The sequence below is a fragment of the Labrenzia sp. THAF82 genome, assembly GCF_009363435.1.
GTDB lineage: Bacteria > Pseudomonadota > Alphaproteobacteria > Rhizobiales > Stappiaceae > Roseibium > Roseibium porphyridii.
The window spans coordinates 1082501-1105870 of sequence record NZ_CP045354.1 but is presented as its reverse complement, the minus strand read 5'-3'; the positions used below and the strand labels follow the sequence as shown (position 1 = coordinate 1105870).

General features: G+C 55.9%; 18 protein-coding genes, 1 tRNA gene and 2 rRNA genes (1 of these 21 running past the window's edge). 2 read left to right on the top strand and 19 right to left on the bottom strand.

What is annotated here, in order from left to right; all coding sequences use genetic code 11:
- Positions 1-31: 31 nt before the first annotated feature.
- From FIV00_RS05365 to FIV00_RS05350, 4 genes are read right to left on the bottom strand one after another with little or no spacing between them, the layout of a single operon-like run.
- The gene (locus tag FIV00_RS05365) at positions 32-928 is read right to left on the bottom strand and encodes a carbohydrate ABC transporter permease (RefSeq protein WP_152499779.1); all 897 of its coding nucleotides are present in this window, start codon (positions 926-928) and stop codon (positions 32-34) included.
- Positions 929-955: 27 nt separating this feature from the next.
- Entirely contained in the window at positions 956-1675 is a 720-nt protein-coding gene (locus FIV00_RS05360) for a class II aldolase/adducin family protein (protein ID WP_152499778.1), read from the bottom strand.
- Entirely contained in the window at positions 1672-2493 is an 822-nt protein-coding gene (locus tag FIV00_RS05355) for an HAD-IIB family hydrolase (RefSeq protein WP_152499777.1), read from the bottom strand. Before FIV00_RS05355 ends, FIV00_RS05360 begins: the two co-directional genes overlap by 4 nt.
- 3 nt (positions 2494-2496) lie before the next feature.
- Positions 2497-3864 carry a sn-glycerol-1-phosphate dehydrogenase gene (locus tag FIV00_RS05350; RefSeq protein ID WP_152499776.1) on the bottom strand — a complete coding sequence of 456 codons (1368 nt, stop codon included), beginning with the start codon at positions 3862-3864 and terminating at the stop codon, positions 2497-2499.
- A 99-nt stretch (positions 3865-3963) separates the two neighbouring features.
- Between FIV00_RS05350 and FIV00_RS05345 the strand changes: the two genes are divergently transcribed.
- Positions 3964-4953, top strand: a complete 990-nt coding sequence (locus FIV00_RS05345) for a sugar-binding transcriptional regulator (protein WP_152499775.1) — start codon at positions 3964-3966, stop codon at positions 4951-4953.
- On the top strand, positions 4950-6431 hold the full coding sequence (locus FIV00_RS05340) for an FGGY-family carbohydrate kinase (protein ID WP_152499774.1): 1482 nt from the start codon (positions 4950-4952) through the stop codon (positions 6429-6431). The genes FIV00_RS05345 and FIV00_RS05340 overlap by 4 nt, the downstream gene beginning before the upstream one ends.
- 10 nt (positions 6432-6441) lie before the next feature.
- Here the strand turns inward: FIV00_RS05340 and FIV00_RS05335 are convergent, their stop codons facing one another.
- The 15 genes from FIV00_RS05335 to FIV00_RS05265 form a co-directional block, all read right to left on the bottom strand.
- Positions 6442-7260: a TIGR01459 family HAD-type hydrolase gene (locus tag FIV00_RS05335; protein WP_152499773.1), complete on the bottom strand. Its 819-nt coding sequence runs from the start codon at positions 7258-7260 to the stop codon at positions 6442-6444.
- Positions 7257-8516 (bottom strand): FGGY-family carbohydrate kinase, encoded by a 1260-nt coding sequence (locus FIV00_RS05330; RefSeq protein ID WP_152499772.1) that lies wholly within the window; start codon positions 8514-8516, stop codon positions 7257-7259. Before FIV00_RS05330 ends, FIV00_RS05335 begins: the two co-directional genes overlap by 4 nt.
- Positions 8513-9583 carry a class II aldolase/adducin family protein gene (locus FIV00_RS05325; protein ID WP_152499771.1) on the bottom strand — a complete coding sequence of 357 codons (1071 nt, stop codon included), beginning with the start codon at positions 9581-9583 and terminating at the stop codon, positions 8513-8515. Before FIV00_RS05325 ends, FIV00_RS05330 begins: the two co-directional genes overlap by 4 nt.
- Complete coding sequence (locus tag FIV00_RS05320; protein WP_152504119.1) at positions 9567-11135, bottom strand: glycerol-3-phosphate dehydrogenase; 1569 nt, start codon at positions 11133-11135, stop codon at positions 9567-9569. Before FIV00_RS05320 ends, FIV00_RS05325 begins: the two co-directional genes overlap by 17 nt.
- Positions 11136-11151: 16 nt before the next feature.
- Positions 11152-12189, bottom strand: coding sequence for a 2-hydroxyacid dehydrogenase (locus FIV00_RS05315; RefSeq protein WP_173005892.1), 1038 nt, complete (start codon positions 12187-12189; stop codon positions 11152-11154).
- Positions 12189-13751, bottom strand: coding sequence for an FGGY-family carbohydrate kinase (locus tag FIV00_RS05310; protein WP_152499769.1), 1563 nt, complete (start codon positions 13749-13751; stop codon positions 12189-12191). Before FIV00_RS05310 ends, FIV00_RS05315 begins: the two co-directional genes overlap by 1 nt.
- Entirely contained in the window at positions 13748-14872 is a 1125-nt protein-coding gene (locus tag FIV00_RS05305; protein ID WP_152499768.1) for an ABC transporter ATP-binding protein, read from the bottom strand. The genes FIV00_RS05310 and FIV00_RS05305 overlap by 4 nt, the downstream gene beginning before the upstream one ends.
- Positions 14869-15975 carry an ABC transporter ATP-binding protein gene (locus tag FIV00_RS05300; protein WP_152499767.1) on the bottom strand — a complete coding sequence of 369 codons (1107 nt, stop codon included), beginning with the start codon at positions 15973-15975 and terminating at the stop codon, positions 14869-14871. Before FIV00_RS05300 ends, FIV00_RS05305 begins: the two co-directional genes overlap by 4 nt.
- Before the next feature lie 4 nt (positions 15976-15979).
- Positions 15980-16837 carry a carbohydrate ABC transporter permease gene (locus tag FIV00_RS05295; RefSeq protein ID WP_152499766.1) on the bottom strand — a complete coding sequence of 286 codons (858 nt, stop codon included), beginning with the start codon at positions 16835-16837 and terminating at the stop codon, positions 15980-15982.
- A 1-nt stretch (position 16838) separates the two neighbouring features.
- Complete coding sequence (locus FIV00_RS05290; RefSeq protein ID WP_152499765.1) at positions 16839-17753, bottom strand: carbohydrate ABC transporter permease; 915 nt, start codon at positions 17751-17753, stop codon at positions 16839-16841.
- An 86-nt stretch (positions 17754-17839) separates the two neighbouring features.
- On the bottom strand, positions 17840-19279 hold the full coding sequence (locus tag FIV00_RS05285) for an extracellular solute-binding protein (protein ID WP_152499764.1): 1440 nt from the start codon (positions 19277-19279) through the stop codon (positions 17840-17842).
- 36 nt (positions 19280-19315) lie between these two features.
- Positions 19316-20275, bottom strand: a complete 960-nt coding sequence (locus tag FIV00_RS05280) for a sugar-binding transcriptional regulator (protein ID WP_209006819.1) — start codon at positions 20273-20275, stop codon at positions 19316-19318.
- Between the two features lie 657 nt (positions 20276-20932).
- Positions 20933-21009 (bottom strand) — tRNA-Met (locus FIV00_RS05275).
- A gap of 274 nt (positions 21010-21283) precedes the next feature.
- Positions 21284-21398: ribosomal RNA gene (gene rrf, locus FIV00_RS05270) — 5S ribosomal RNA — on the bottom strand.
- Positions 21399-21630: 232 nt separating this feature from the next.
- Positions 21631-23370 (bottom strand): 23S ribosomal RNA (locus FIV00_RS05265) (it continues 984 nt past the right edge of the window).

The window sequence follows — 23370 nt, the reverse complement described above, 5'->3', positions numbered from 1 at the left end:
CGCGAATAGCGCCGATATTTGCTCTCGACAATCACCAGCGCACCTTTGCAATCCAGATAAAGAGATTGGCGATAACCAGGATCAGCACCAGGCTGACAAGGCTGATGGTCGCGCCATACCCCCATTTGATGAAGCTGAACGTTTGCTGCCAGGCGTAGAGGGACAATGTGTAGGTGGAGGTTCCCGGGCCACCTGAAGTCATGACGAACATGTAGTCAAACGCACGGAACAGATCGATCCCGCGGATCAGAACCGCAACGGCGATGACCTTAGACATCATCGGCAAGGTGATCCTTCGGAAAGTCTGAAAGGCAGATGCACCATCCAGCATCGCGGCCTCGTAAGGCTCTTGCGGCAGCGATCGCAGCCCGGCCAGAAAGATCAGCACCATGAAGGGTGTCCATTGCCAGATATCGGCCAGCATGACACCGGCGAGTGCCGTCGAGCTTGTTGCCAGAATCGGGTCCTGACCGCTCAAGATCCCCATGGCCTCAAGAATATATGTGAGGACACCGAACTCGGGATCTTCCATCAGCAGGAACATCATGCCGGTGATGGCTGGAGGGATAACGAGGGTCAGCGTTAGAAGGCCCCGAAGCAGGCCGAACCCGGGCTCGTCTGAATCAAGAAGAAGCGCAATGATCATGCCCAGCACGACCTGGATCGCCAGAAGCACGAAGAAGTAGGTGAAAGTGACTGAGAGCGCTTCCCAGAACCGGGGATCGGCAAACAGGTTGTTCCAGTTCTCCGTGCCGACATAAACCAGGCGGCGCTTGAAGGGAGCGTACTCGTGGAAGGAAAGCCAGATGTTGTAGAACAACGGGTAGATCGTGAAGACCACAAGCATGGCAACCAGCGGCGCAAGCCAAGGCACCGGGCTGTCGCCGGTGATATAGCCTCGCAATCCTCTGGTTCTCACAAACGCCATGTTGACCCTCCCAAGTTCATGGCACCTCTACTTCTTTTTCACCGGTGTCTTCTTGGGAGCCCGTCGCCTCGGCTTCGGCTTCTTGTCGGCCTCACTGTCCTGAAGGCCATAGCCCGCGAACCCGCGGTGGGTGTCATCGATGGCGGCATCGCTCAAGAGAACCGGACCGCCAATGACGAGGCTGAGGTAATATTGTTTTGCGATCGTTTCGAGCTCGATTGCCCGCCACATGGCCTTGGCAAGATTTTCGCCGATCGCAATCATGCCGTGGTTGGCAAGCAGGCAGGCCGTGCGGTCGGTCATTGCCTCAATGGCAAGCTCGGACAGCTCCTCAGAACCGAATGTCGCGTAACCTGCGCAACGCACGTTGTTCCCGCCGAACGCAGCGACCATGTAGTGGCAGGACGGGATCTCCTTCCGGGCGATCGCAAGCGTCGTGCAATAGGTCGGGTGCGCGTGAACCACCGCGCCGGCATCCGGCCGGCCACGCAGAAGCTTTTGATGGAACCGCCATTCTGTCGACGGTTTCAACGGCCCTTCATAAGCACCGCTTGTGTCGTCCAGTCCGACGGACGCGATCATCTCCGGCGTCATCTGATCGTAAGGTGTCGCTGACGGCGAGATCAGCATCCGGTCTTCAAATCGAACGGAAATGTTTCCGGACGTACCCTGATTGATACCGCTGGCATTCATCTCCTTGCAGCGAGCGATGATCTCCTCACGCAGAGCCAATTCGGCCTTTTTCATGCACTTATTCTCCTGTCAGAGGTTTTCTTTGCGGCAATCAGCACGTCCGCCAGTTCGGCAAATCCGGCTCCGCCACGCTCGGAGGCTATCCAGCCGGGCTCAGCCTCGATACGGCCCTTGAAATCCAGAACGTTGGCGACGCCGCATGCATTAGGGAAATAGCCGAACATGGGGGCGTCATTGGGACTGTCTCCGCAAAAAACGATCCGGTCTTTTTCGGTTTCAAGATCCACGCCCAGCACATCGGATGTAAACCGCCGCGTCATGGTCAGCTTGTCATAGGCTCCATACCACCCATTGACGTGGATTGAAGACACCTTGGCGACCGCGCCTTCGTCTTCAAAAATTGCCTTGATCCGTTCGACATCCTGCTGACGCAAAGGGGCGACGTCTTCACAAAAGTCGATGGCAAGATCCGCCTCACGAAAGGACTGATCTGCCGAGACTGCGGATCCGGGAACTTCTTTCAGGATGCGCTCTGCTATTTTTTCATAGCGAGTCTGATTGTGTCGGCGCACGGTATCGCTTGTCGCAAACACCCGGTTCATTTTCCGGGCAGTCCGGTCATAGGCGTAGTAAAGCGCGCCGTTTTCCCCGACCACCCCGTCAACCGGCCAGAATCGCGCAATCATATCGCACCAGCCAGCTGGTCTACCTGTAATCGCCGCAACATGGAATCCGGCAGCTTTCAATCTCTCAAGCGCGGAATATGCTTTTGCCGGTAGGCTGCCATCTGTCGTCAGCGTATCGTCTATGTCCGCCATGACCGTGTGGATTGAGGCGGCGGTTTCAGCTGGCATTGCATCGAGAGGCCTCACGCGTCAGACCTCCCTTGCCGCAAAATCGTCCAGCAGACCTGCATCGCAGGCGAGATCCGCAAACGAGAACCGGTTCCGCATTTCATGGGCGTGGCGCACCGCCTCGCGATAGAAATCGGCCGAAAGCCCAAGGTCGCTCCCGCTGGTCGCACCGCCTACCTGGGTGAGCTTGGCAAGCATTGCCTCAACCGGATCGACCAGTTTTTTGCAGTCCGCGCGCAGCTCCTGCCAGATGTCCTGGAGATGTTCATTCAGGCGGGCGGCACCGTCTTCATCCAGCGCTTTCTTTCGATATTCCGCTTCGCATTGCGCCGCGATTTCGGGACCCATCCGGCGCGCCATATCTTCGCCGTCAACTTTCGTCGGGCGAACTTCCGGCGGCTTCTCCTGATCGAGATACCATTGCTGAATGCGACCCATGCTCAAGGTTGCAACGCCGACCTGTTCTCCATGAAGCGTTCCCTTGTGCTGATCGCGCGCAAAACAATCGATGTAGTGGGAAATCTGATGCTCGCCCATGGAGCCGTGATTGGAGACCTTGGTGAACGCAACCCCAAGCCCAGAGAGAACCAGCGCTCTTACAAGGTACCCGACCGCCGCAATGTCGCCTTCCTGCAAACCGGAGGCATGAGCTTCCAACATGCCTTCGTCCGGCTCACTGATGAGATAGGGCTCCAGCCAGAACTGACTGCCCAGCAGCTTGTGGGACATCCACCAGTCGATCCTGGCAACGCTGTTGCACAGACAGTCACCGAACCCGGCCGCTGCCATTCGGTTCGGAGCGCGTGAAATGACATCAAGATCTAGAAAAACGCCCTTAGGTGCATGTGCTGGCAACGAAATTTTCAGACCGCTCGGCAATCCCATCGAGGCTGTCGTCGATGCATACCCATCCATCGACGCAGCGGTTCCAAATACGCAATAGGGACGCCCGGTATGAGCCGTCACATATTTTGTCAGGTCATTGACAGTGCCCGAACCGACCGCGATGACGGACGAGAAGTTTTGCAGGCGCTGTTCGAGAGCATCCGCTTCTGCAACGGTCGCATGCGGTCGTCCAGATAGAATGACTTCGCTCACCTTGAACCCGTTCTGGCCGAGGTTTCGCGCAATCCGTGCTCCTGCAGCATCCCAAGTGTTGGCATCGGCGACCATCGCGGTTGAATCGCCGATGCCCACGGAGCGGGCGAGGTCCGCCTCCTCTCCGTCAATTGATTCCGAAATCAGGATCTTGTCGACCGGAGCTCTTGGTCCCGTTTCACCTGTTGCCGGGTTGACCCAGCGACCCAGATAGACGTCCTCGATATGCTCCATCCAACCGTTTTCCGGTCGTTCTGGTAAAGATGAAGACTGACGACTAATTGAGGACATTTACTAACCTTCGGCTCACACATGACAAATGACAGCATCTATTGACATTTGTCAAATCGAAATTCAGACTCCCAGGATCACAAAGGCAAAAGAACGAAAATGTCAGACACTCCAAAGGACGGATCGGGCGGAGAAAGCGCAAGGTTCATCGAGGACACAACGGCCTGGGCAACCTGGCTTTACTACGCCGAGTCCCGGACGCAGGCCGAAGTTGCCAAGGCACTTGGGGTTTCACGTGCATCGGTCGCGAACTATCTCGCCGATGCCCGGCGGCGTGGACTCGTGACCATCAGTCTCGCACCCGACCTTCTTGAGCAGGCCGATCTCAGCCGGAAGCTGGCCACGCGTTTCAGTCTCAAAGGTGCCTTCATTGCACCTGAGGTTTCAGAAGAAGACAGTGACCCCAAATCGCTTCGAAAGCGTCTGGGCATTGCCGGTGCGCAAATTCTGTTGTCACGACTGAAAAAGGACATGACACTCGGTGTCGCCTGGGGTCGGACAATGCTGGAGTTGGCGAACGCATTGCCGGAAAGCCGTCAGGAGAGCCTGCGAGTGGTGCAGGTCTCCGGAAGTTCTCTTGGTGACGATGCCTCCTCCCCGGAGGCCTGCACCTTGTTCATTGCGAACCGCCTCGGCGCCAGGTGTCACAATTTTCATGCGCCTGCTGTGGTGACCACACCCGATCTTCGAACGGCCCTCCTGGGGGAGCCTTCTCTGAAACGCCACTTTGAACGCGTGCACAGCTGCAACACTGTGGTCTTTGGTGTCGGGGAACTGAACGACGAGACACGATGGGCGGACGGCAACAACCTCATCCAGCCCTCTGCCGAGGAATACATGAAATCTGGCGCAGCCGGAATCGTCATCGGACGATTTATCGATGACCGGGGGCATGCTCTGGAAGGGCCACTCACCGGACTTCAGATCGGCATGGAGCTGCACGATCTTAAAGCCGTTCCGGAGCGTATTTGCGTCGCAGGTGGCCAAGAAAAACTTGAGGCACTTCATGCGTGCCTCACCGGTGGATATGTGACAGATCTTGTGACCGACAGGACAACGGCCGAACATTTGTTGAGGGAGGACAAATGACACAGGATCTGGTCATCGGGCTGGACAGCTCAACGCAATCAACCAAGGCGATTGCCTGGACGGCATCCGGAAAACCGGTAGCAGAGGGGCGTGCTTCAATTCCCTTGTCGCAACCGAAACCCGGCTGGGTTGAGCAGGATGTTGAAGACTGGTGGACAGCTGCGTGCAAATCACTGCGGGCGTTGTCGGAAGAAATCGACATGAACCGGGTTGCAGCACTCGCGATCTCCAATCAACGCGAAACGGTTGCGTTTCTGGATGAACAAGGTCAGGCGATCCGTCCCGCGGTTCTCTGGCTGGACGAACGTGCGAAAAAGGAAGTCGAGCTTCTGTCACAGGAAATCGGACAGGACCGGCTGCACCGGACTTCCGGAAAACCGATAGACATCACTCCGGTGATCTATCGTCTCTCCTGGTTTCAACGCCACGAACCGGAGATCATGAAAAGAACCGCGAAATTTGCTGACGTTCATTGCTTTTTGTCAGGACGGCTTACAGGGAACTGGACCGCCAGCTGGACAAGCGCAGACCCGTTCGGCGTTCTCGACATCGCAACCATGTCCTGGTCCGAGGAGTTTCTCGATCATTTGAGCGTCAGCGCCAGCCAGTTCGGCACTCTGGCACGTCCCGGCACCCTGGTTGGCCATGTAACCGCGCAGGCCGCTGAAGCGACAGGGTTGCCTGAAGGACTGCCACTCATTGCCGCCGGTGGCGACGGACAATGTGCAGGGCTCGGGGTCAATGGCGCTCGAGAAGGTGTCATATATCTCAACCTCGGCACCGCGCTCATCACCGGCGCCTGGGCTCCTGATCCCATGATCAGCCTCAATTGGCGGACAATGACGTCTCCAACAGGGAACGGCTACTTTCTCGAAGGTTGTCAACGCGCAGGCGCTTTTCTGCTGAATTGGTTTGTCGACACATTCGCCGGTGGCAGAGAGGATGCTTCCGTGTTTTCGAAACTGGAAGCGGAGGCTGCCCAAATCCCGATCGGTTCTGAAGGGGTCACCGTTTGTCCTTATCTGACCGGCTGTATGGACCCGCATTGGGACACTGGCGCACGCGCAAGCTTCAACGGCCTGTCCCCGAACCATGGTCTGGGCCATATATATCGAGCCATCCTCGAAGCAATGACGCTTGAAAGTGCCAGAGCCATCACTGCCATGAAGGCAAATGGTCTTAAAATCGAAAAGATCGTTGCCGTCGGAGGCGGCGGCAACAGCCCGCTCTGGACGAGGATGTTTGCGGACGCGACCGGACTACCGGTTCATATCAGCCAAAGCCTTGAAGCGTCGTCACTTGGCGCTGCGATGAGCGCAGCCTTTGGTGCTGGCTGGTTCCAAAGCCTTGATCAAGCCGCCGCGGCAATGAGCGAGGAAAGTGCGCCTGTTGTGCCGGATCCTGACAAGTTTCAGGTTTGGAATGACCTGTCCTCCAGACAATTTGCCAGCTACCGGCCGGAATACACCGGTCCTTAGTGTTGCACGATCAATAGCGAAGTGACGGGATGGCAAAGTCAGGTGCAACGTCGACAGTGTCAGCCTGCGCCTGAACGCCATTTGCGATAAGCAGGGTCTTGCATCCGACAGCTGCCGCTCCGGCAACGTCGTGATGATGACTGTCGCCGATCATAAGGACCCTGGACGGCTCCAGTGACCCCAAGATCTCCAATGATCTGACAAAAATCTCCGCCCCGGGTTTTCCGACAAAAGTGACTTGCCCACCGGCTTGTTCATAGTCAGCTGCAACAAGACCGGGACCGAAGGCAGCCTTGCCATTCACATAAACCATATGGTCCGGATTGGCGCAGATTGCCGGAACACCCTGTTCCGCCAAGGGGCGCAACATCGTCAGATAGTCTTGACGTGACAAGGCCTCCGGCTGCAGTCCGGAAATGAAAACCAGCTTGGTCGAGGAACTGATTTCGTCGGAGAGTTCCAACCCAAGCCCCTCCAACACCGTCACATCGTTTTCACGGGTCAGATTCAGGACGCCATCACCCTGCGAAATCGTGCCGTCTTTCAGCATCTTCAAGACCTGATCACGTGCAACCATACCCGATGTGACAACATCGGGGATCAAGTCGGGCGTAAAGCCAAACCGATCAAGGCGTCGCCGGTTGGGCTCTTTCATGCGGCCCGAATTGGTAATGGCGACAACCGGAACCCCTGCCGCTGCTACCTTTTTAAGACAAGGCGCCGCGTCCTCGAACGGTTCGACGCCATCGTGCAGAACACCAAACTGGTCAATAAGAATGCCGTCGAATTGTTCCAGGATATCTCCGAGGCCGGAGATTTCTTTCGTCATGTCTGTCCCTTCAAGAATGACCAGGCAATGCGCGCGGACCCCGCAGCAGCCTCTCCAGAGGCAACCGGTGCAACCGGTACAGACAGCAATCGTGCACGCAGACTTGTCCAGACTTCGTTTTCAGCGCCACCACCGACCGACCGGATCGACTTCAGTTTCGGTCCGCCGAGTTCCATCAATCGCTGATACCCCAGCAACTCGATATTGGCGATGCCTTCAAGTAACCCGTGCAGAAACATGTGTGCTGCATCAGGACGGGGGCTGACCCGCGAGGCAAGATCAGGGTCACTGATCGGGAATCTCTCACCCGGTTTTGGCAAGGGATAATAGTCGAGCCCGCATGAAACGTCCGGGTCAATCGACTGGCTCAGAGCAGCAATTTCGTCGGGTGAAAAATGCACCGCCAAAGCGCCACCGCCACTGTTCGACGCTCCACCGGCAAGCCATTGGTTGCCGATACGGTGACTGTAGATACCGAACTCGGGTGCAAAAATCGGATGGTCCGACAAGAGTTTGATTGTCAGTGTCGTCCCGAGTGCAGTGACACCGTCCCCTGGGCTGGAAGCGCCTGTTGCCAAAAAAGAAGCGCATCCGTCCGAAACGCCGGCCACCGTTGGAATGCCTTTTGGCAAACCGAACGCGCCTGATGTCGTCCCGGTTTGTGTGCCTGTGGCGACGACATCGGGTAACAGTTCTGCCCGGAGGCCGCTTTCGGCCATCCAGTCAGGCCACTTTCTGGCAATCGGATCATACCCGGTTTTCAGCGCGTTGCTTTCATCGCTCGGCATGGCTTTGTCTGTGAGACGCTCGGCAATCCAGTCCGCCTGGTGCGCTATTCGGGCGATACCCTTCCGCCGCTGCAGAGACATCGACCTCGCAAGTGCAGAGCTTGATCCATGCGCCGCACTTTGCCTCGGTGCTACTTTCGCAATCGCTTGCGGGATCTCCGGATCGTCAACCGCATCATTGTACATCAACGCCGAACCGATCGGCTGATCATCGGTATCGAGGGCCAAGACAGTGCCTGACGTACCGTCAACGCAAATCGCTTCGATGTCGTGGGGCCGTATAGTCTGAAGCATAGATGCAAGCGCTTCGTCCAACGCTGCAGACCAGACCGCGGGATCGTTCCGTTCTCCCGCCGACAGATCCATGGCGGCTTTCGAGACGGAGACCACATTGAACTGCGGATCAAGGGCTGCAATCCGCACGCCCGATGTGCCAACGTCAATCCCGATGGCAAGACCCTGGCTCATGCCTGCTCGCTTTCGGCCTTATTGAGGGCCTGACGAAGCTTCTCGGCATCCCAATTGATCAACTCGTCTTCCTGTTCATCTGTGAGGCGCTCCAATTGAGCTCCCGGATCCACGCGCACAAGCACGTCACCGAAAGCCCGCACCAGCGTAAGCGTTGCCGCGTTCGCGGTCTCCGGCACGGCGACACCCTTGCCCGGACAAATCACGAGCTTTCGCTCCGACCGTGCCATCGAACCTCGAGCGGCTGCTTCGACAACCGTTTCAGCGTCATTCGCAACCACACATCCAGGTCCTAAAAACACGACATGATCAGGGTAGAGCGAATTGCCGTTGGCGAGTGCCAACAATTGGTCGTCAAACGCCACTGATTGTGTTGTGGGGAACGGGGCTGCTATCCAGCCACTGCCCTCAAGTGAACTCTGCCAATCGGAAACCGGTTCTGCCCCTGATGCAATCGCTACGGGTTCGAGCCGGCGCGAGACCTCATATATCCTTTGCGACGCTTCAATGACTGTGGCACCCGTCGCAACCAATCCATGATTGCCCAGGATCAACACTTTCGTCTCCGCGGTGGTGCGTTCCATGATACCACGCGCAAGATCCAGACCCGGCTTGAAATAGGGTATGAACACCGCGTCCAGGCCAGCCAATTTGTTCCGCACGATTTCTTCAGCATCAGTCCTTGCAGCAACCGCGATCGTCGCAACGCAATGCGTATGCAGCACGACCGGTCTGTCAAGGATGGCATGAACCGAGGTCTCTATCGATGAATGAAGCTCAGGTGCGCCTTCGACAGTCGCAAGGAAACTGGCTGTGTGTTCTGCGCTTTCGTCCCCGGTGTTAAGAGCCGCGCAAAACCGATCAGCATCAACCGGGACCATGATATCGCGATCATCTGCTTCCGCCAGCCAGGTTCCCGAGGCTTTTATCCACATTCTCCCGTTTTTCTTCAGCGAGGTATTTCCGCCGGGTCCTTGCACTTGCAGCGGGTTCTTTCCCAACTCAGCTGAAACGGCTCTTAACCTTGCAAATTCCGCGCTGTTCCGCAGCTCAAGAAACGGGTTCATGGACCGCCTGTCTCCTTTCAAGCCAGTTTTCAAATCCTGATTTTTCCGCAGGGGTCAAAAACAATCCGTGTTTGGTCCGGCGAAGCAAAAAATCTTCCGAGCTGACGGCCCACTCCTCGCGCAACAACCAATCAGCTTCCTTCTCGAAAAAGACGCCACCAAAGTGCTCACCCATGTCGCAGATATCATTGACACCATCCAGCAACCGCACAACGTCCGTGCCGTAGCATCGCGCCAGGTGAAGCACTAGCGCCTCCGGCAAATAAGCAAAGCGCCTTTTTAGGCCTGTGAACCAGGCATCGAAATTCTTGTCCGGCAGATCTCCACCCGGCAGTGGCGTGTCGGCAGTCCAGGCATCGCCCATCTCCGGAAAATACGGCGAAAGCATTTGAAGCGCTTGTTCCGACAGTTTTCTGTATGTCGTTAGTTTGCCGCCGAAGGCGGAGAGCAGAGGCGGTTGATCGCTGCCCGGTTCCAGCGATCCGTCCAGCTCGAACTGATAGTCGCGTGTGACAGCCGATGCGCTCTTGTTTGCGTCATCGTCGAAAAGCGGCCGCACACCGGAATAGTTGAACAGAACGTCTTCTGACTTGAATTCGTGCTCGAAGTAACTCCTCAGGATTTCCAGCAAATAGTCGACTTCGGATGCCTCGATTGCAACGTCCTCTGCCCGACCTTCAAACGGAATATCCGTTGTCCCGATCAAGGCCATATCGTCAAAATAAGGATTCACGAATATCAGGCGTTTGTCCGGTGCCTGCAGGACGTAACCGTGATCTCCCTGCCACCATTTCGGCATGACAAGATGGCTGCCTTTCACAAGGCGGACACTCATCCTGGAATTCACGCCTGCCACTTCACCCAGAACCTTTTCGACCCATGGCCCAGCCGCGTTGACGACAGCTTTTGCATAGACGGTCGTTGGCTTCCCGTCCCCTTTCAATTCCGCACGCCACACATTTCCCTGCCGGCGTGCGGAAACACACGCCGTTCTGGTGAGGACCTGTGCGCCACGCCTGAAAGCGTCAACGGCATTCAAGGCCACAAGACGCGCATCGTCGATCCAGACGTCCCAATAGCTGAAGCCCTTGGTGAACCTTGCCTTCAGCTGTTCACCGGCCAGATCTTTGCGCAGATCGATTGCGCTGGAGCCCGGGACCCGCTTACGCCCCCCCAAATTGTCGTAAAGGAACAGCCCTAGTCGAATGAGCCAACGAGGTCTTTGTTCAGGACTGTGGGGAAGAACCAGCCGCAATGGCCATGACAGATGTGGGGCTGCTTCCAGCACAACCTCCCGCTCGTTCAACGCCTCACGAACCAATCTGAATTCGTAGTATTCGAGATATCGCAGACCACCGTGAATGTACTTTCCTGAACGCGATGAAGTCCCCTCGCCAAGATCTCCCTTTTCGCACAGGATGACGGACAGTCCGCGTCCAGCAGCATCGCGGGCAACCCCCGCACCGTTGATACCGCCGCCTATTACAAGCAGATCCACAGGCCGATCCGGAGATCCCCCCTCCGGTTCATACTTGGAATGGTCAGGCGTCATCAGGTTCATGGAAACCTCAACACGGACTGAGTGGTGGCTCGTCGGAAATCCATCGCCGGATTTCTTCAGCAATCCTTTGTGCGGCAATTTTTACGGTCTTCTGGGATGCACCCGCTATGTGCGGTGTGAGCGTCACATTGGGGAGCTGCAGAAGGGGATCATTCGGATCGGTCGGTTCAACCGCAAATGTCTCCAGCATTGCGCCGCCAAGTTGCCCGCTCGACAAGGCCTCGAAAAGCGCCTGATAGTCCATCAAGGGACCGCGTGCGGTATTGATGACCACGGCTCCGGGTTTCATTGCGGCGAATTGCTCCTTGCCGATCATCCCGGTAGTTTCCTTGGTGACCCTAGGATGGAGCGTCACAACGTCGGACTCGCTCAGCAAACGGTCCAGCGCGACCTGCTCTACACCGTCCTGGCTGTCTTCTACCGACAACTGAACATACGGATCTGTGACCAGGATCTTGCTGCCGAAGGCCCTCAACAGCTTAACGACGCGGGTTCCGACATTGCCATAGCCAATGACACCAATGCACATGTCGGACAATTCGTTTCCGACAATATCGGCGCGATAAAGGTCCCCTCTGTAGTCGCCTCTCCGCAACGAGTCATGGCCTTTGGTGATGTTGCGCGTCTCAGCAATGATTGCACCGATAGTGAATTCAGCAACGGCCGACGCGTTGCGGCCAGGTGTGTTCACAACAAGGACACCTCGTTCGCGTGCTTCATCCATTGCGATATTGACGGGCCCACCGCGAGACACTCCAACCAGCTTGAGATTGGGTGCGGCTTCCAGAACGCCGACGGAAACCGGGGCAAGATGGGTTACGAGCACCTGCGCATCCTGCAAATGATCAAGCACCATCTCAGGCGTGCCCATGTATTCCTTCAGACCCTCCAATCCTGGCGTTGCGTAGCCGTGCTCCATCGGTTCGTCCGGCCAGGCAAGGTCGATGCACTTGCAGGTTACGCGATCACCGCATGAGGCGAGAATTTCCCGTTCAAATACGGACGAACCCATGAACCTGTCGCCAATGATTGCCACTGTTGTCATCAACTCAGCTCCCGCCTGGCTTTCGATTGACTTGACCACACGTGCGGCAGTGCACGTCGGGTTTCCAGATATGTGTCGAACAGACCGCTATAGAGATGCGTCAACTCTTCATCAGGCAGTTCGGCATCGTTGAGATGCGGCATAACCCAGATATCAACCGCCGACGCCACATCTTCAAAAAGACCTTGTTGGACCGCGGCAATCATCGCCGCACCGGCTGCGCCAGCTTCCGGCTGCGCAATTGTGCGCACGGGTGCTCCGAGACCTGCGGCAAGCAGCGTCCGAAACGCTTTCGATTTTGCCGCCCCTCCTGTAAGCCTGATTTCCCCCGGCACGGTGCCCATGGTTTCGTAGCAGTCTCTTGCTGCGAGTATGAGGCCATCGAAAACAGCACGCAGCATATCGGCCCAGGTTGTTCCCTGATCGAGTCCCGTCCAGCTTGCGCGCGCATCGGGATTGGTGAAAGGCCCTCTTTCACCTGCAGACGAAATATAAGGATGATAGAAAGCGCTGCCCGGTCTGGCTCCGATCACAAGATCATCCATTGCGGCAAGAAACGTTTCCGGTTCCACGCTCACATTCTGCGTGGCGCAGACCTGAGAGGCGATCCCGAGCGCCCAATCGATGTTCAACGTGGCGGCCATGTTTGTTTGCATCTGCGCAAAAGAACCGCCCGGAAACGGCATGGTGTAACCACATTTTGCATCGTTCAAAACCACAGCCTCTGCGTCCGGAACGAAACGCATATGCATTCCTGTCGAACCAAGAATGGTCAGTCCGGGTGCGACCGCCGGATCATAAAGTCCTGCACCAAGCGCACTGCACATGACATCCACAAGTCCGAGGCAAATCGGTGTTCCCGCCGTCAGGCCGCATGCTTTCGCTGCTTCGTCAGACAAGCCATGGGAAACAACCGACCCGTCTATGATTGGTGGCAACAGTTCCCTGCAGTCCGTCAGTCCGAGAGCATCAATCACTTCAGGGCTGTAGTCCCTTGTCCGGTAGTCACCGAACGTGAATACGCCTTCTGAAATATCGGATGCCAGAACCCCAGTGAGTTTGAAATAGAGCCAATCCTTGCAGTGAAGTGCCGTCGAAGCCTGCTTCAAGAGTTCAGGCGCATTGTCCCTCATCCAGCAGAGGTGGGTTCGCATCTGACAGACATTGAGACCAGTAGCGGTACGCGTATAAATGGCGTGGCTTTCAGCCCCTTCGGCCAATTGCGTCGATGTTTCGGCTGCGCGTGCATCGAGCCACAACCAGCCGTCATGTACAGGGTTGCCGTTCCGGTCGATGAGCCAGGTCCCGTCGCCTTGACCTGTGACAGCAACGGCGGCGCATCTGGAAGCACACGCAGGGACTGCTTCAACCAGCTCACCCAGCACGGCGACCGTGTCACGCCACGTTCGGTTCATATCCTGCTCAACACCGCCATTGGCGAGCGACGTATATTCGTTTCTCCGGCTCGCAAGCGCGATCTGGTGCCCCGACAAATCAAATGCCACGGCCTTGATCACAGAAGTGCCGGCGTCGATCCCGATAATGAGATCCTTTTCGCTCATGCCAGGCTCCCTCCATGGCTGAGCGCGTCACCTGATTTGGTATCGAATATGTGCAGATCATCCGCCGCGATAGAGACCTTGATCTGGTCACCCGGCCTTGGCAGCGCCAGGTCGTGAACAACTGACACAATGCTTGCTCCTGCAAACCGCGCTGCAATGTGTGTCTGGTCGCCTAGCCACTGGTTTGCAAAGACCTCTGCCGGCAATCCTTCTTCGGTCAATTGTACCGAGTGTGGACGAATGCCGATCATGATCCCGTCTTCATGCTGAATACGTTGGCGCAATTCTTCTGAAAATGCAGTCGCCGGATAGCTCAATGCTGTGTCAGCCGACAAACGAAGTTCAACCCGGTCGGCCGAAACACCGGCAACAGCCGAGAAGAGGTTCATCGGCGGCTCTCCGATAAAGGCTCCGGTAAAGATATTCGCTGGCCTGTTTTTCAGATGTTCCGGCGTATCGAACTGTTGAAGAACACCGCCTTCCATCACTGCGATTCGGTCGGCCAGCGCGTTCGCTTCTGTTTGGTCGTGGGTGACCAGGATCGCCGTAAGTTCATGCTCCTTGATATAGTGCTTGATCCTGCCACGAAGGATCGCCCTCAGCTGAGGCTCTAGCTGACCCATGGGTTCGTCCAAAACATGCAGATCCGCGCGCCGTATGAGCGCCCGGCCCAAACTTGCTCTTTGCTGCTGACCACCGGAGATGGCATTGGGTCGCTTGTCGAGAATATCGCTGATTTCCAGAAGGGCCGCGATTTGTTCAACCCGATTGTCGACGTCAGATTGCGGAAGCTTCTCGGATTTGAGCGCGAATGCAATGTTCTCCCGGATGCTCAAAGGTGGATAGAGAGAGTATCCCTCAAATGCCATGGCAACACCGCGCTTGGCTGGAGCAAGTCGGTCAATGCGGCGTCCATCAATCGAGACTTCGCCAGCGCTTACTTCTTCAAAACCGGCAATCATCCGCAACGTGGATGTCTTTCCGCAACCGGACGATCCAAGCAGCGCCACAATCTCTCCACGCACGACTTCAAGGTCGAGATCCTGCACAGCATGCACTTCGTGGTCTGTACCGGGATTGTAGCGTTTGTTGACAGATTTCAGATGAAGTTGCGATGTCATGCTGCCTCCTCCACCTGGTTTCCGTCGGGTTCGGGCGCAATTCGATCCCCCGTCGCACGGTCAAACAGGATCGCGTCTTGGGCTGCGATCTGGAGGTTTACGTCCGGGCCGTCCGGAACCGCATCTTGGGCGGGCTGTGACAACAGGATTTCCCGACCGCGCAAGGTCGTCGCCAAAGTGACGGTCTTTTCGTTGAAGGGGGTAACCGCCTCAATCGTCACCGGAAAGCCACCTTCATCGGTAAATGAGAGTGCTTCCGGTCTCAGGCCGACGATGCAATCCCTGCCGGCGACGCCCGGAAACCGGCCGTGAAAATCGACCCGCTGGTCGGAGAGAAAGGCATGCAGGCCGCGATCATCTTCCTTTGGCACCACATCGAGAAGGTTGATTGTCGGATCACCGAAAAGTTGGGCGATTTGCGTGTTCGCCGGCCGTCTGTAGATGTCTTCGGGCGATCCGATTTGAACGATGTTCCCCTGGTCCAGCACGGCAATCCGATCCCCAAGGGCCATGGCTTCTTTGTAGTCCTGGGTAACATAGATGATCGTCGCCCCACGGTCCGCCAGCAATCGCGGCAATTCGAGCCTCATTTCAAATCTCAGCTTCGCGTCGACATTGCGCAGTGGGTCATCAAGCAGGAGGATCTTCGGCTCCGCAACGAGTGCCCTGGCAAGCGCGGTTCGCTGCTTCTGACCATTGGAAAGTGCCTTTGGCGCATGCGAAAGCACATGCTCAATCTTCAACAATTGGGCAACGGCATCTACCTTCGTGCGGATTTCTGACGCGGACATGCGTTTAGAAGTCAGCGAACTGGCGATATTGTCGTAGGCCGTCATATGCGGGAACAGCGCGAAGTTCTGAAAAGCCATGCCGATACCGCGATGTTCGGGAGGCACAGAGGTAACGTCTTCCCCTCCGATCATGATGGACCCGCCATCAGGATCTATAGCTCCTGCGATACTGCGCAAAAGGACAGTCTTGCCGGCTCCGGACCGCCCGAACAAAACCAGCGTTCCGCCTTCCGGGACGCTGAGCGACACACCGTCCAGAACGATCTCGTCTCCGAACGACTTTGACAATGAATTGAGTTCAAGAAATCCCATCTGGTCAGCCCTTCACCGCACCGAGGGAGAGCCCTTCGACAAGATATCTTTGTGCCCAAAGTGCCAGCGCCAGCGTGGGTGCGATCGACAGCACGATTGCAGCAGCGATCTGCCCATACTGGATGCCGGACGCGGTGACGAATGCAAGTGCACCGACCGTGACCGGTTGCTTATCTGCAGAGGCCAGCACGAGCGCAAATATGAAGTTGTTCCAGGCGAATATGAACGCAAGCAGGCCTGCTGCCGCGATGCCCGGACCGGCCAGTGGCAATGCTATTTTTCGGAAAGTCGAGAACCAGCTGTGGCCCGCAATCCTGTAGGCATATTCAATGTCTGGAGAAATGTCCTCGAAATAGCCACGCACGATCCACAAGATCAACGGCAGACAAATCAACTGATAGACCCACACGAGGCCAAGATAGGTGTCTGCCAGACCGATTTCCTGAAAGTAGAGGGTCAGCGGCAACAAGACCAATAGCGGCGGGGCAAATCGAAAGGAGAGCAAGGTGAAGGCGATGTCTTCCGAGCCTTTGAACTTGTGCCGGGCGAAGGCGTAGGCCGCAGGCACCCCCAGACAGAGTGCAACCGCTACCGAGCAGACGGACAGGATGATCGAATTCATCAGATTGTTCACAAAATCGATGCCCATGCTGGCGACGTTGGAGTCCAGGCGGCCCGCAAGAATTGCCAAATAGTTGTCGAATGTCGGTACGAAGGACATTGATGGCGGCGAGCGCAGGATTGTTTCATTGGTCTGAAGGCTCATGAGCACGATCCAGAAAATCGGGAACATGAAAAAGATCACGATGATCGAAAGCGCAACACGCCGAAACCAGCGTTCCAGGAAAGAAGTATGATCCATGTCACGCGCCCCCTTTTGCGCGTTCACGCAGTCGCAACCAGTTCTTGACGAATATATTCGAGAGCACATAGGTGATGGCCCAGAGGATCAGCAGCAGTGCCGCAGACCGCCCGACATTCGTCGATTGGAAGAAGTTCAGATAAGCCTCAACCTGAAACACCATCAAGGTATCGCCTGGTCCACCCTGGGTCATGGCGTAAATGATATCGAATTGCTGAATTGAATCGAGAAGGCGGAACAGGGCGGCCGTCAGGATGTAGGGCATCAGCATAGGCAGAGTGATCCGCCAGAACTGCTCAAGTTGCGGCACACCGTCCAAAGCCGCTGCCTCGAAAGGCTGGGTTGGGAGCGAACGCAAACCAGCCAGAAGCAGGATCATCATGAAAGGCGTATAGACCCAGATATCCACCAGGATCACTGTAAAGAGCGCCGTATCCGGCGAGGACCCCCAGCGGAAGTCGTCAAAGCCGATGACCTGCATGAAATAGCTCAGGATACCGAAGTTCGGATTTGTCATCAGCTTGAACATCAGCGCAGCCAGTGCAGGCGCTGTCATCAGCGGCAGAAGCAGCATGATGGAAATGAAGTTGTTGACACGGCTACGCTTTTTCAGAAGCAGAGCAATCGCCAGCCCAAGCAAGAGTTCCAGAACCACTGTGGACCCGGCATAGACAAGCGATACCTTCAGCGTGTTCCAGAAATCTGCGTCAGTCAGAAACTTGACGTAGTTCTCACCCCAATTCATTTCCCGGTTCCAGGGCTGGGACATCCGGTAGCGCTGGAGTGAGTAATAAATTGCCGTCACGAACGGAATGAGAATGCCGATGCAAACGATCAGTGCCGGCAAGCTCAAAACATAAGGAAGCACCCTGGGCGAAATCAGTTGGCGTCGCCGGGTCATCACGGTGTCAGTCATTAAAACACCAGACTTGAAGAATTATTGTCGAAAGGATCAGAACGGCATACGCGACGTTGGGAGCCGCGTATGCCGCAGGCTGCGACCTATCTCAGTCCCGCTTCACTGAGCTGAGAATTCATGCTCTGAGCGAGTTGATCAAGGCCTTCATCGACTGGCACCTCGTTGGCGACCATCCTTTGCAGAGTGGCTGCCCATTCGGTTGTCAGGTCGAAGAACAAGGGCTGTGCGGTGAACTTGATCGACGCACCGGGCGCAGAGACATCATGCATCTCGACATATCCCGGATAGTTCTTGTTCAGCCGTTCGCGGAAAAGGTCGCTGTCCCAAACCGACTTGCGGACCGGGTTGACGAAATCCATTTCAGTTGCACCGAACAAGCCGTGCTCCGGACCCGAAGCCCACTGCATGAAGTACCAGGTCGCATCCAGGTCCTTGGAGAACTTCGACATGGCAAGCGACCAAATCCAGATATTTGGCGTTGGCGCAGAGGCTGCCGGGTTAGCCGCAAATGGCGCGAACTGCAGCTGGCCAGCCATTGCGTTCTCACCGCCATTCATGAAGTAACCCAGAATATCAGCATCGAAGATCATTGCCGACTTACCGGCTCCCAGATCCGTACCCACCTGATACCAGGTATGGGTTGACCAATCGCTGGCACCGCTTTCCTGGATCATCTTGACCCATTTGGCGTGGAATTCCTTTGATCCTGCCGTGTTCATTGCAGCGCTCAGCTTGCCACCATCATTGCTCAGATCGGATTCACCGAAATTCGCATAAGCGGAAAGGAAGCCTGGATGGATCGTTGCCCAAGAGCGAGACCCACGCACGCCAATTCCGTAAACACCGTCATTTCCGGCCTGAACAGCAGCTGCTGCTTCAAGCATCTCGTCCAGATTGGTCGGTACTTTCACACCGGCCTTTTCGAACATGGCGGCATTAAAGGTGAGATTGTTCTGCTCATAGCCCCAGGGAATGCACCATTGCTTGGCATCATCAGAGCCAAGCTCACCACCCGGAACACCGTTCCACGCACAGGATTTGCGCACGCCTTCCAGCATGTCATCCCAATTGTAGTTCGGATTGGTTTTTGAAGGATCGTTGATCCACTCATTGTGATCGACAATCCACCCCGCCGGACCGTAGGTCCACGTCATGTAGGCGCCGGTCATGAACGCATCATACTCACTGGAGCGGGATGACAGCGCCGCAGTTACCTTGTCGAAATAGACGTCTTCAGGAAAGATGTCGTAGCTGACATCCATACCGGTCAATTCCTTGAAAGCCGGCAGATTGGCAATCATGGCATCCGTATAGGGATGTTTGTTCAACAGCAGCTTGACACTTTTGCCCTTGTGCTTTTGCCAATCGAAATCAGCAGCAAGCGCATTCGACGCCATCATGTTGTAGAGCGTGCCTGCGGAGGCTGCGGTCATCCCGAGCCCACCAAGACGTCGGATGAGCGCTCTGCGATCCATTTCCCCACGCAAAAACGCCCCTATGGCATCTTTTTCCTTGTCGTACATCCTTATTTCCTCCCTGGTGAAATCTGGCGCACCGCGTCATTTTTGATCTTCTAGAAGCGCCTTGGCTGTTACCTCGTCAGTCAATAGTCCAGTCAAATGCCCATTTTTGAGTGCAGCTGTGATCGCCCTGACCTTGTTTGCTCCTCCAGCAATCGCGGTCACTTCCCGGCCTTTCAGGCTCGCTATTGGCGGCGCCATGACGCGCTGGTCAAACTCCGTTTCAATCTGCCGTCCTTCAATGTCGAAAAACTGGCCTAGTAGTTCCGCTACGGCTCCGCTTTCGCGCAGCTGCCTCGTGCGGTTTGGATCATCAATGGCCGTGTCAATGATGCTTCCCTTGTCAGGGTCAAGGCTGCCGACACCAAGAACAACAAGCGACGCCTCATCAATCAGAGCCATTGTGTCCGCAATGCCGAACTGTTTCGTCATCACTTCCTTATCCGCGGCACTGTTGGCATAAAGCGGAGCAGGCAGAAGATGGGCTTCCGCTCCCGTTTTTTGGGCCAGGCGATAAATGACGTCATAGGGGTTTGCGGCATAAGAGCGTGTCAGACCGCCAAGAACCGACACAAACTGCTTTCCGACGACCGGATCCCGTCCCATCGCATTCACGGAAGCGGTCAGTGTACGGCCATTCCCAAGCCCGATGATCTTGTGACGGCTTCCGCTCGATACTTCCATCAGGTATTGGGCACCGACGGTGGCGAGCGAACGCAACGGCATGGGACCGCTTTCCGGTATTTCCATTGCAACACGGCAGAATTTCAAGCCGAACCGCTCCATAAGCTGGCGTTCGAGCATGACGCATTCGGTGGCTTCAACATCGACGAATATCTGAACCAGACCATCAGCTTGCGCACGCGCAATCAATCGGTGCGCACGCGTATTGGTGACGTTGAGATGACGCGCAACTTCGCCCTGAGTAAGTCCCCCGACAAAATGCAACCAGGCAGCACGTGCCGCCACATCCGGATTGTTTTTTGTCTCAACCACCATCCACATCACTCAAAGTGCAAAATATTGCGTCGATGCAAAATATTGCACTTTGAGTCGAAGAGGTCAAGTTAATGGCGTCACATGCGGCGCAAACCAATCGAACAAATATGAAATCCGCCTGGAAATTGACCAACAAAGCTAAGAACTCGGCCCAAGCACCTAACCTGGATCAAAGGATATTCTCATTGGCCAAACGGTCTATTTTTGAACCCTGCGGGGGACTCAAATTGGAAGAGAATGCCAACAGACACGTTTTCTGATGTTTGATCGTCAGAAGGAAAGCTGAGGTTCCTAAAGTCCAAATTTGAGACTTTCAGCGTCATTAGATTTTGGGCGTTTCGTTCAGCAAAAAAGCCGCCCGAGATGGGCGGCTTTTTTGGTTTTGTGAGCAGGATTTGGGAGTTTTTTGCCCTTCTGCGTCGGACGTTGTCCTCCTTGATGGGGCCCGGGGAGGTCCAACTCTGTATCCACTGACCGAATACGACAACAGCCCCACCCCTTACGGGATGAGGCTGTTGTCGAATTTGGTTGCGGGAGCAGGATTTGGTGTTTTTTGCCCCGTTGCGTCGGGCAAAGCCCTCCTTCCGGGGACCCCGTCCGGTTCAAATCGACGACCCCTAAGCAAAAAAAAGCCGCCCGAGATGGGCGGCTGTTTTTTGGTTGCGGGAGCAGGATTTGAACCTGCGACCTTCAGGTTATGAGCCTGACGAGCTACCGGGCTGCTCCATCCCGCGTTATTTTTGTTTTGCGCGTCCTCGATCTTTTGGATCTTCGGTTGTCGCGTGGGCTGCTCCCTTTTGGAGAGGGTCCCTATTTGATTTCGCTGGAATGGAACGATTGTTCCGAAGCGCAGCGAAGGCAAGCGCAAAGCGCGTCGGCCACTTTTGGCCGCCCTCGCGGAGGCCAGGGCGAAGCCCGGTGCGGCCGTGAGCGCTCAAGTTGAAGAGATTTAGCGCTCAAGTAGCCGACAGGCGGTAGCGCACTAAACTGTCAAACTGCGTTTAGCAGGCCTGGCGGCGACCTACTCTCCCACACCTTAAGATGCAGTACCATTGGCGCTGGGGAGTTTCACGGCCGAGTTCGGGATGGGATCGGGTGGGGGCTCCCCGCTGGGGCCACCAGGCCGGCGAAGCGCAGTTTGTTGTGAACTGGTCTTGGTTTGTTTTTTGTTTGCCCTCACGGCCGCACGCTGCTTTGCAGCTGGCCTCCGGGAGGCGGCCTGACCGGCCGGCGCGCTTTGCGCTTACGAACCTTTCGGTTCGAACCTTTTCCCTTGAGGGGCAAACTGGTCTTAAACGCGCTCAAGTAGCCCGAAGGGCGGTAGCGCATTTAAAAGATGAACATTGACTAATGAGAGGATCAAGCCGAACGAGCTATTAGTAAAGCTAAGCTTCATGCGTTGCCGCACTTCCACACGCTTCCTATCGACGTGGTGGTCTTCCACGGCTCTTCAGGGAGAGCTGGTTTTGAGGTGGGTTTCCCGCTTAGATGCTTTCAGCGGTTATCCCTTCCGTACATAGCTACCCTGCAATGCGGCTGGCGCCACAACAGGTCCACCAGAGGTACGTCCATCCCGGTCCTCTCGTACTAGGGACAGATCCTCTCAATTCTCCTACACCCACGGCAGATAGGGACCGAACTGTCTCGCGACGTTCTGAACCCAACTCACGTACCACTTTAATTGGCGAACAGCCAAACCCTTGGGACCTGCTCCAGCCCCAGGATGTGATGAGTCGACATCGAGGTGCCAAACAATGCCGTCGATATGGACTCTTGGGCATCATCAGCCTGTTATCCCCGGCGTACCTTTTATCCGTTGAGCGATGGCCCTTCCACGAGGGACCACCGGATCACTATGGCCGACTTTCGTCTCTGCTCGACTTGTCAGTCTCGCAGTCAGGCAGGCTTATGCCATTGCACTCAACGAGCGATTTCCGACCGCTCTGAGCCCACCTTCGCGCGCCTCCGTTACCATTTGGGAGGCGACCGCCCCAGTCAAACTACCCGCCACACACGGTCCCGGATATTGTTGTACCGCGGTTAGATATCCATGACGACAAGGGTGGTATTTCAAGGGTGACTCCACAAGAGCTGGCGCCCTTGTTTCAACGTCTACCACCTATCCTACACATGTCGTGACGAATACCAGTGTGAAGCTGTAGTAAAGGTGCACGGGGTCTTTCCGTCTGACCGCAGGAACCCCGCATCTTCACGGGGAATTCAATTTCACTGAGTCTATGCTGGAGACAGCGGGGAAGTCGTTACGCCATTCGTGCAGGTCGGAACTTACCCGACAAGGAATTTCGCTACCTTAGGACCGTTATAGTTACGGCCGCCGTTTACTGGGGCTTCAATTCGGTGCTTGCACACCTCCTCTTAACCTTCCAGCACCGGGCAGGCGTCAGACCCTATACGTCGCCTTGCGGCTTCGCAGAGCCCTGTGTTTTTGATAAACAGTCGCCACCCCCTGGTCTGTGCCACCCCAATCCGGTTGCCCGAACTGAGGTCTCCCTTCTCGCGAACTTACGGGAGCATTTTGCCGAGTTCCTTCAGCATAGTTCTCTCAAGCGCCTTGGTATTCTCTACCAGTCCACCTGTGTCGGTTTCGGGTACGGTTTATACGGTGGAGCTATTTCCTGGAACACCTTCGCTGCACCCCCAATCCAATAAGGAGATACAACACACGGCATCCGTCACTACCACCAAGCTGCAGAATATTAACTGCATTCCCATCGACTACGCCTTTCGGCCTCGCCTTAGGGGCCGGCTAACCCTGCGCCGATTAGCGTTGCGCAGGAACCCTTGGACTTTCGGCGAGAGTGTCTCTCACACTCTTTATCGTTACTCATGTCAGCATTCGCACTTCTGATATCTCCAGGAGCCCTCACAGGTCTCCCTTCGCAGACTTACAGAACGCTCCGCTACCGCGCATCAAAGATGCACCCGCAGTTTCGGTGTATGGCTTGAGCCCCGGTACATTTTCGGCGCGGGACCCCTTATTTAGACCAGTGAGCTGTTACGCTTTCTTTAAATGATGGCTGCTTCTAAGCCAACATCCTGGTTGTTTTGGGAGTCCTACATCCTTTCCCACTTAG

What these genes read in the sequence shown, in the direction of transcription:
- FIV00_RS05365 (WP_152499779.1), bottom strand. Translation starts at nt 928, where the DNA reads ATGGCGTTTGTGAGAACCAGAGGATTGCGAGGCTATATCACCGGCGAC.
- FIV00_RS05360 (WP_152499778.1), bottom strand. Translation starts at nt 1,675, where the DNA reads ATGAAAAAGGCCGAATTGGCTCTGCGTGAGGAGATCATCGCTCGCTGC.
- FIV00_RS05350 (WP_152499776.1), bottom strand. Translation starts at nt 3,864, where the DNA reads ATGTCCTCAATTAGTCGTCAGTCTTCATCTTTACCAGAACGACCGGAA.
- FIV00_RS05345 (WP_152499775.1), top strand. Translation starts at nt 3,964, where the DNA reads ATGTCAGACACTCCAAAGGACGGATCGGGCGGAGAAAGCGCAAGGTTC.
- FIV00_RS05340 (WP_152499774.1), top strand. Translation starts at nt 4,950, where the DNA reads ATGACACAGGATCTGGTCATCGGGCTGGACAGCTCAACGCAATCAACC.
- FIV00_RS05335 (WP_152499773.1), bottom strand. Translation starts at nt 7,260, where the DNA reads ATGACGAAAGAAATCTCCGGCCTCGGAGATATCCTGGAACAATTCGAC.
- FIV00_RS05330 (WP_152499772.1), bottom strand. Translation starts at nt 8,516, where the DNA reads ATGAGCCAGGGTCTTGCCATCGGGATTGACGTTGGCACATCGGGCGTG.
- FIV00_RS05325 (WP_152499771.1), bottom strand. Translation starts at nt 9,583, where the DNA reads ATGAACCCGTTTCTTGAGCTGCGGAACAGCGCGGAATTTGCAAGGTTA.
- FIV00_RS05320 (WP_152504119.1), bottom strand. Translation starts at nt 11,135, where the DNA reads ATGACGCCTGACCATTCCAAGTATGAACCGGAGGGGGGATCTCCGGAT.
- FIV00_RS05315 (WP_173005892.1), bottom strand. Translation starts at nt 12,189, where the DNA reads ATGACAACAGTGGCAATCATTGGCGACAGGTTCATGGGTTCGTCCGTA.
- FIV00_RS05310 (WP_152499769.1), bottom strand. Translation starts at nt 13,751, where the DNA reads ATGAGCGAAAAGGATCTCATTATCGGGATCGACGCCGGCACTTCTGTG.
- FIV00_RS05305 (WP_152499768.1), bottom strand. Translation starts at nt 14,872, where the DNA reads ATGACATCGCAACTTCATCTGAAATCTGTCAACAAACGCTACAATCCC.
- FIV00_RS05300 (WP_152499767.1), bottom strand. Translation starts at nt 15,975, where the DNA reads ATGGGATTTCTTGAACTCAATTCATTGTCAAAGTCGTTCGGAGACGAG.
- FIV00_RS05295 (WP_152499766.1), bottom strand. Translation starts at nt 16,837, where the DNA reads ATGGATCATACTTCTTTCCTGGAACGCTGGTTTCGGCGTGTTGCGCTT.
- FIV00_RS05290 (WP_152499765.1), bottom strand. Translation starts at nt 17,753, where the DNA reads ATGACTGACACCGTGATGACCCGGCGACGCCAACTGATTTCGCCCAGG.
- FIV00_RS05285 (WP_152499764.1), bottom strand. Translation starts at nt 19,279, where the DNA reads ATGTACGACAAGGAAAAAGATGCCATAGGGGCGTTTTTGCGTGGGGAA.
- FIV00_RS05280 (WP_209006819.1), bottom strand. Translation starts at nt 20,275, where the DNA reads ATGGTGGTTGAGACAAAAAACAATCCGGATGTGGCGGCACGTGCTGCC.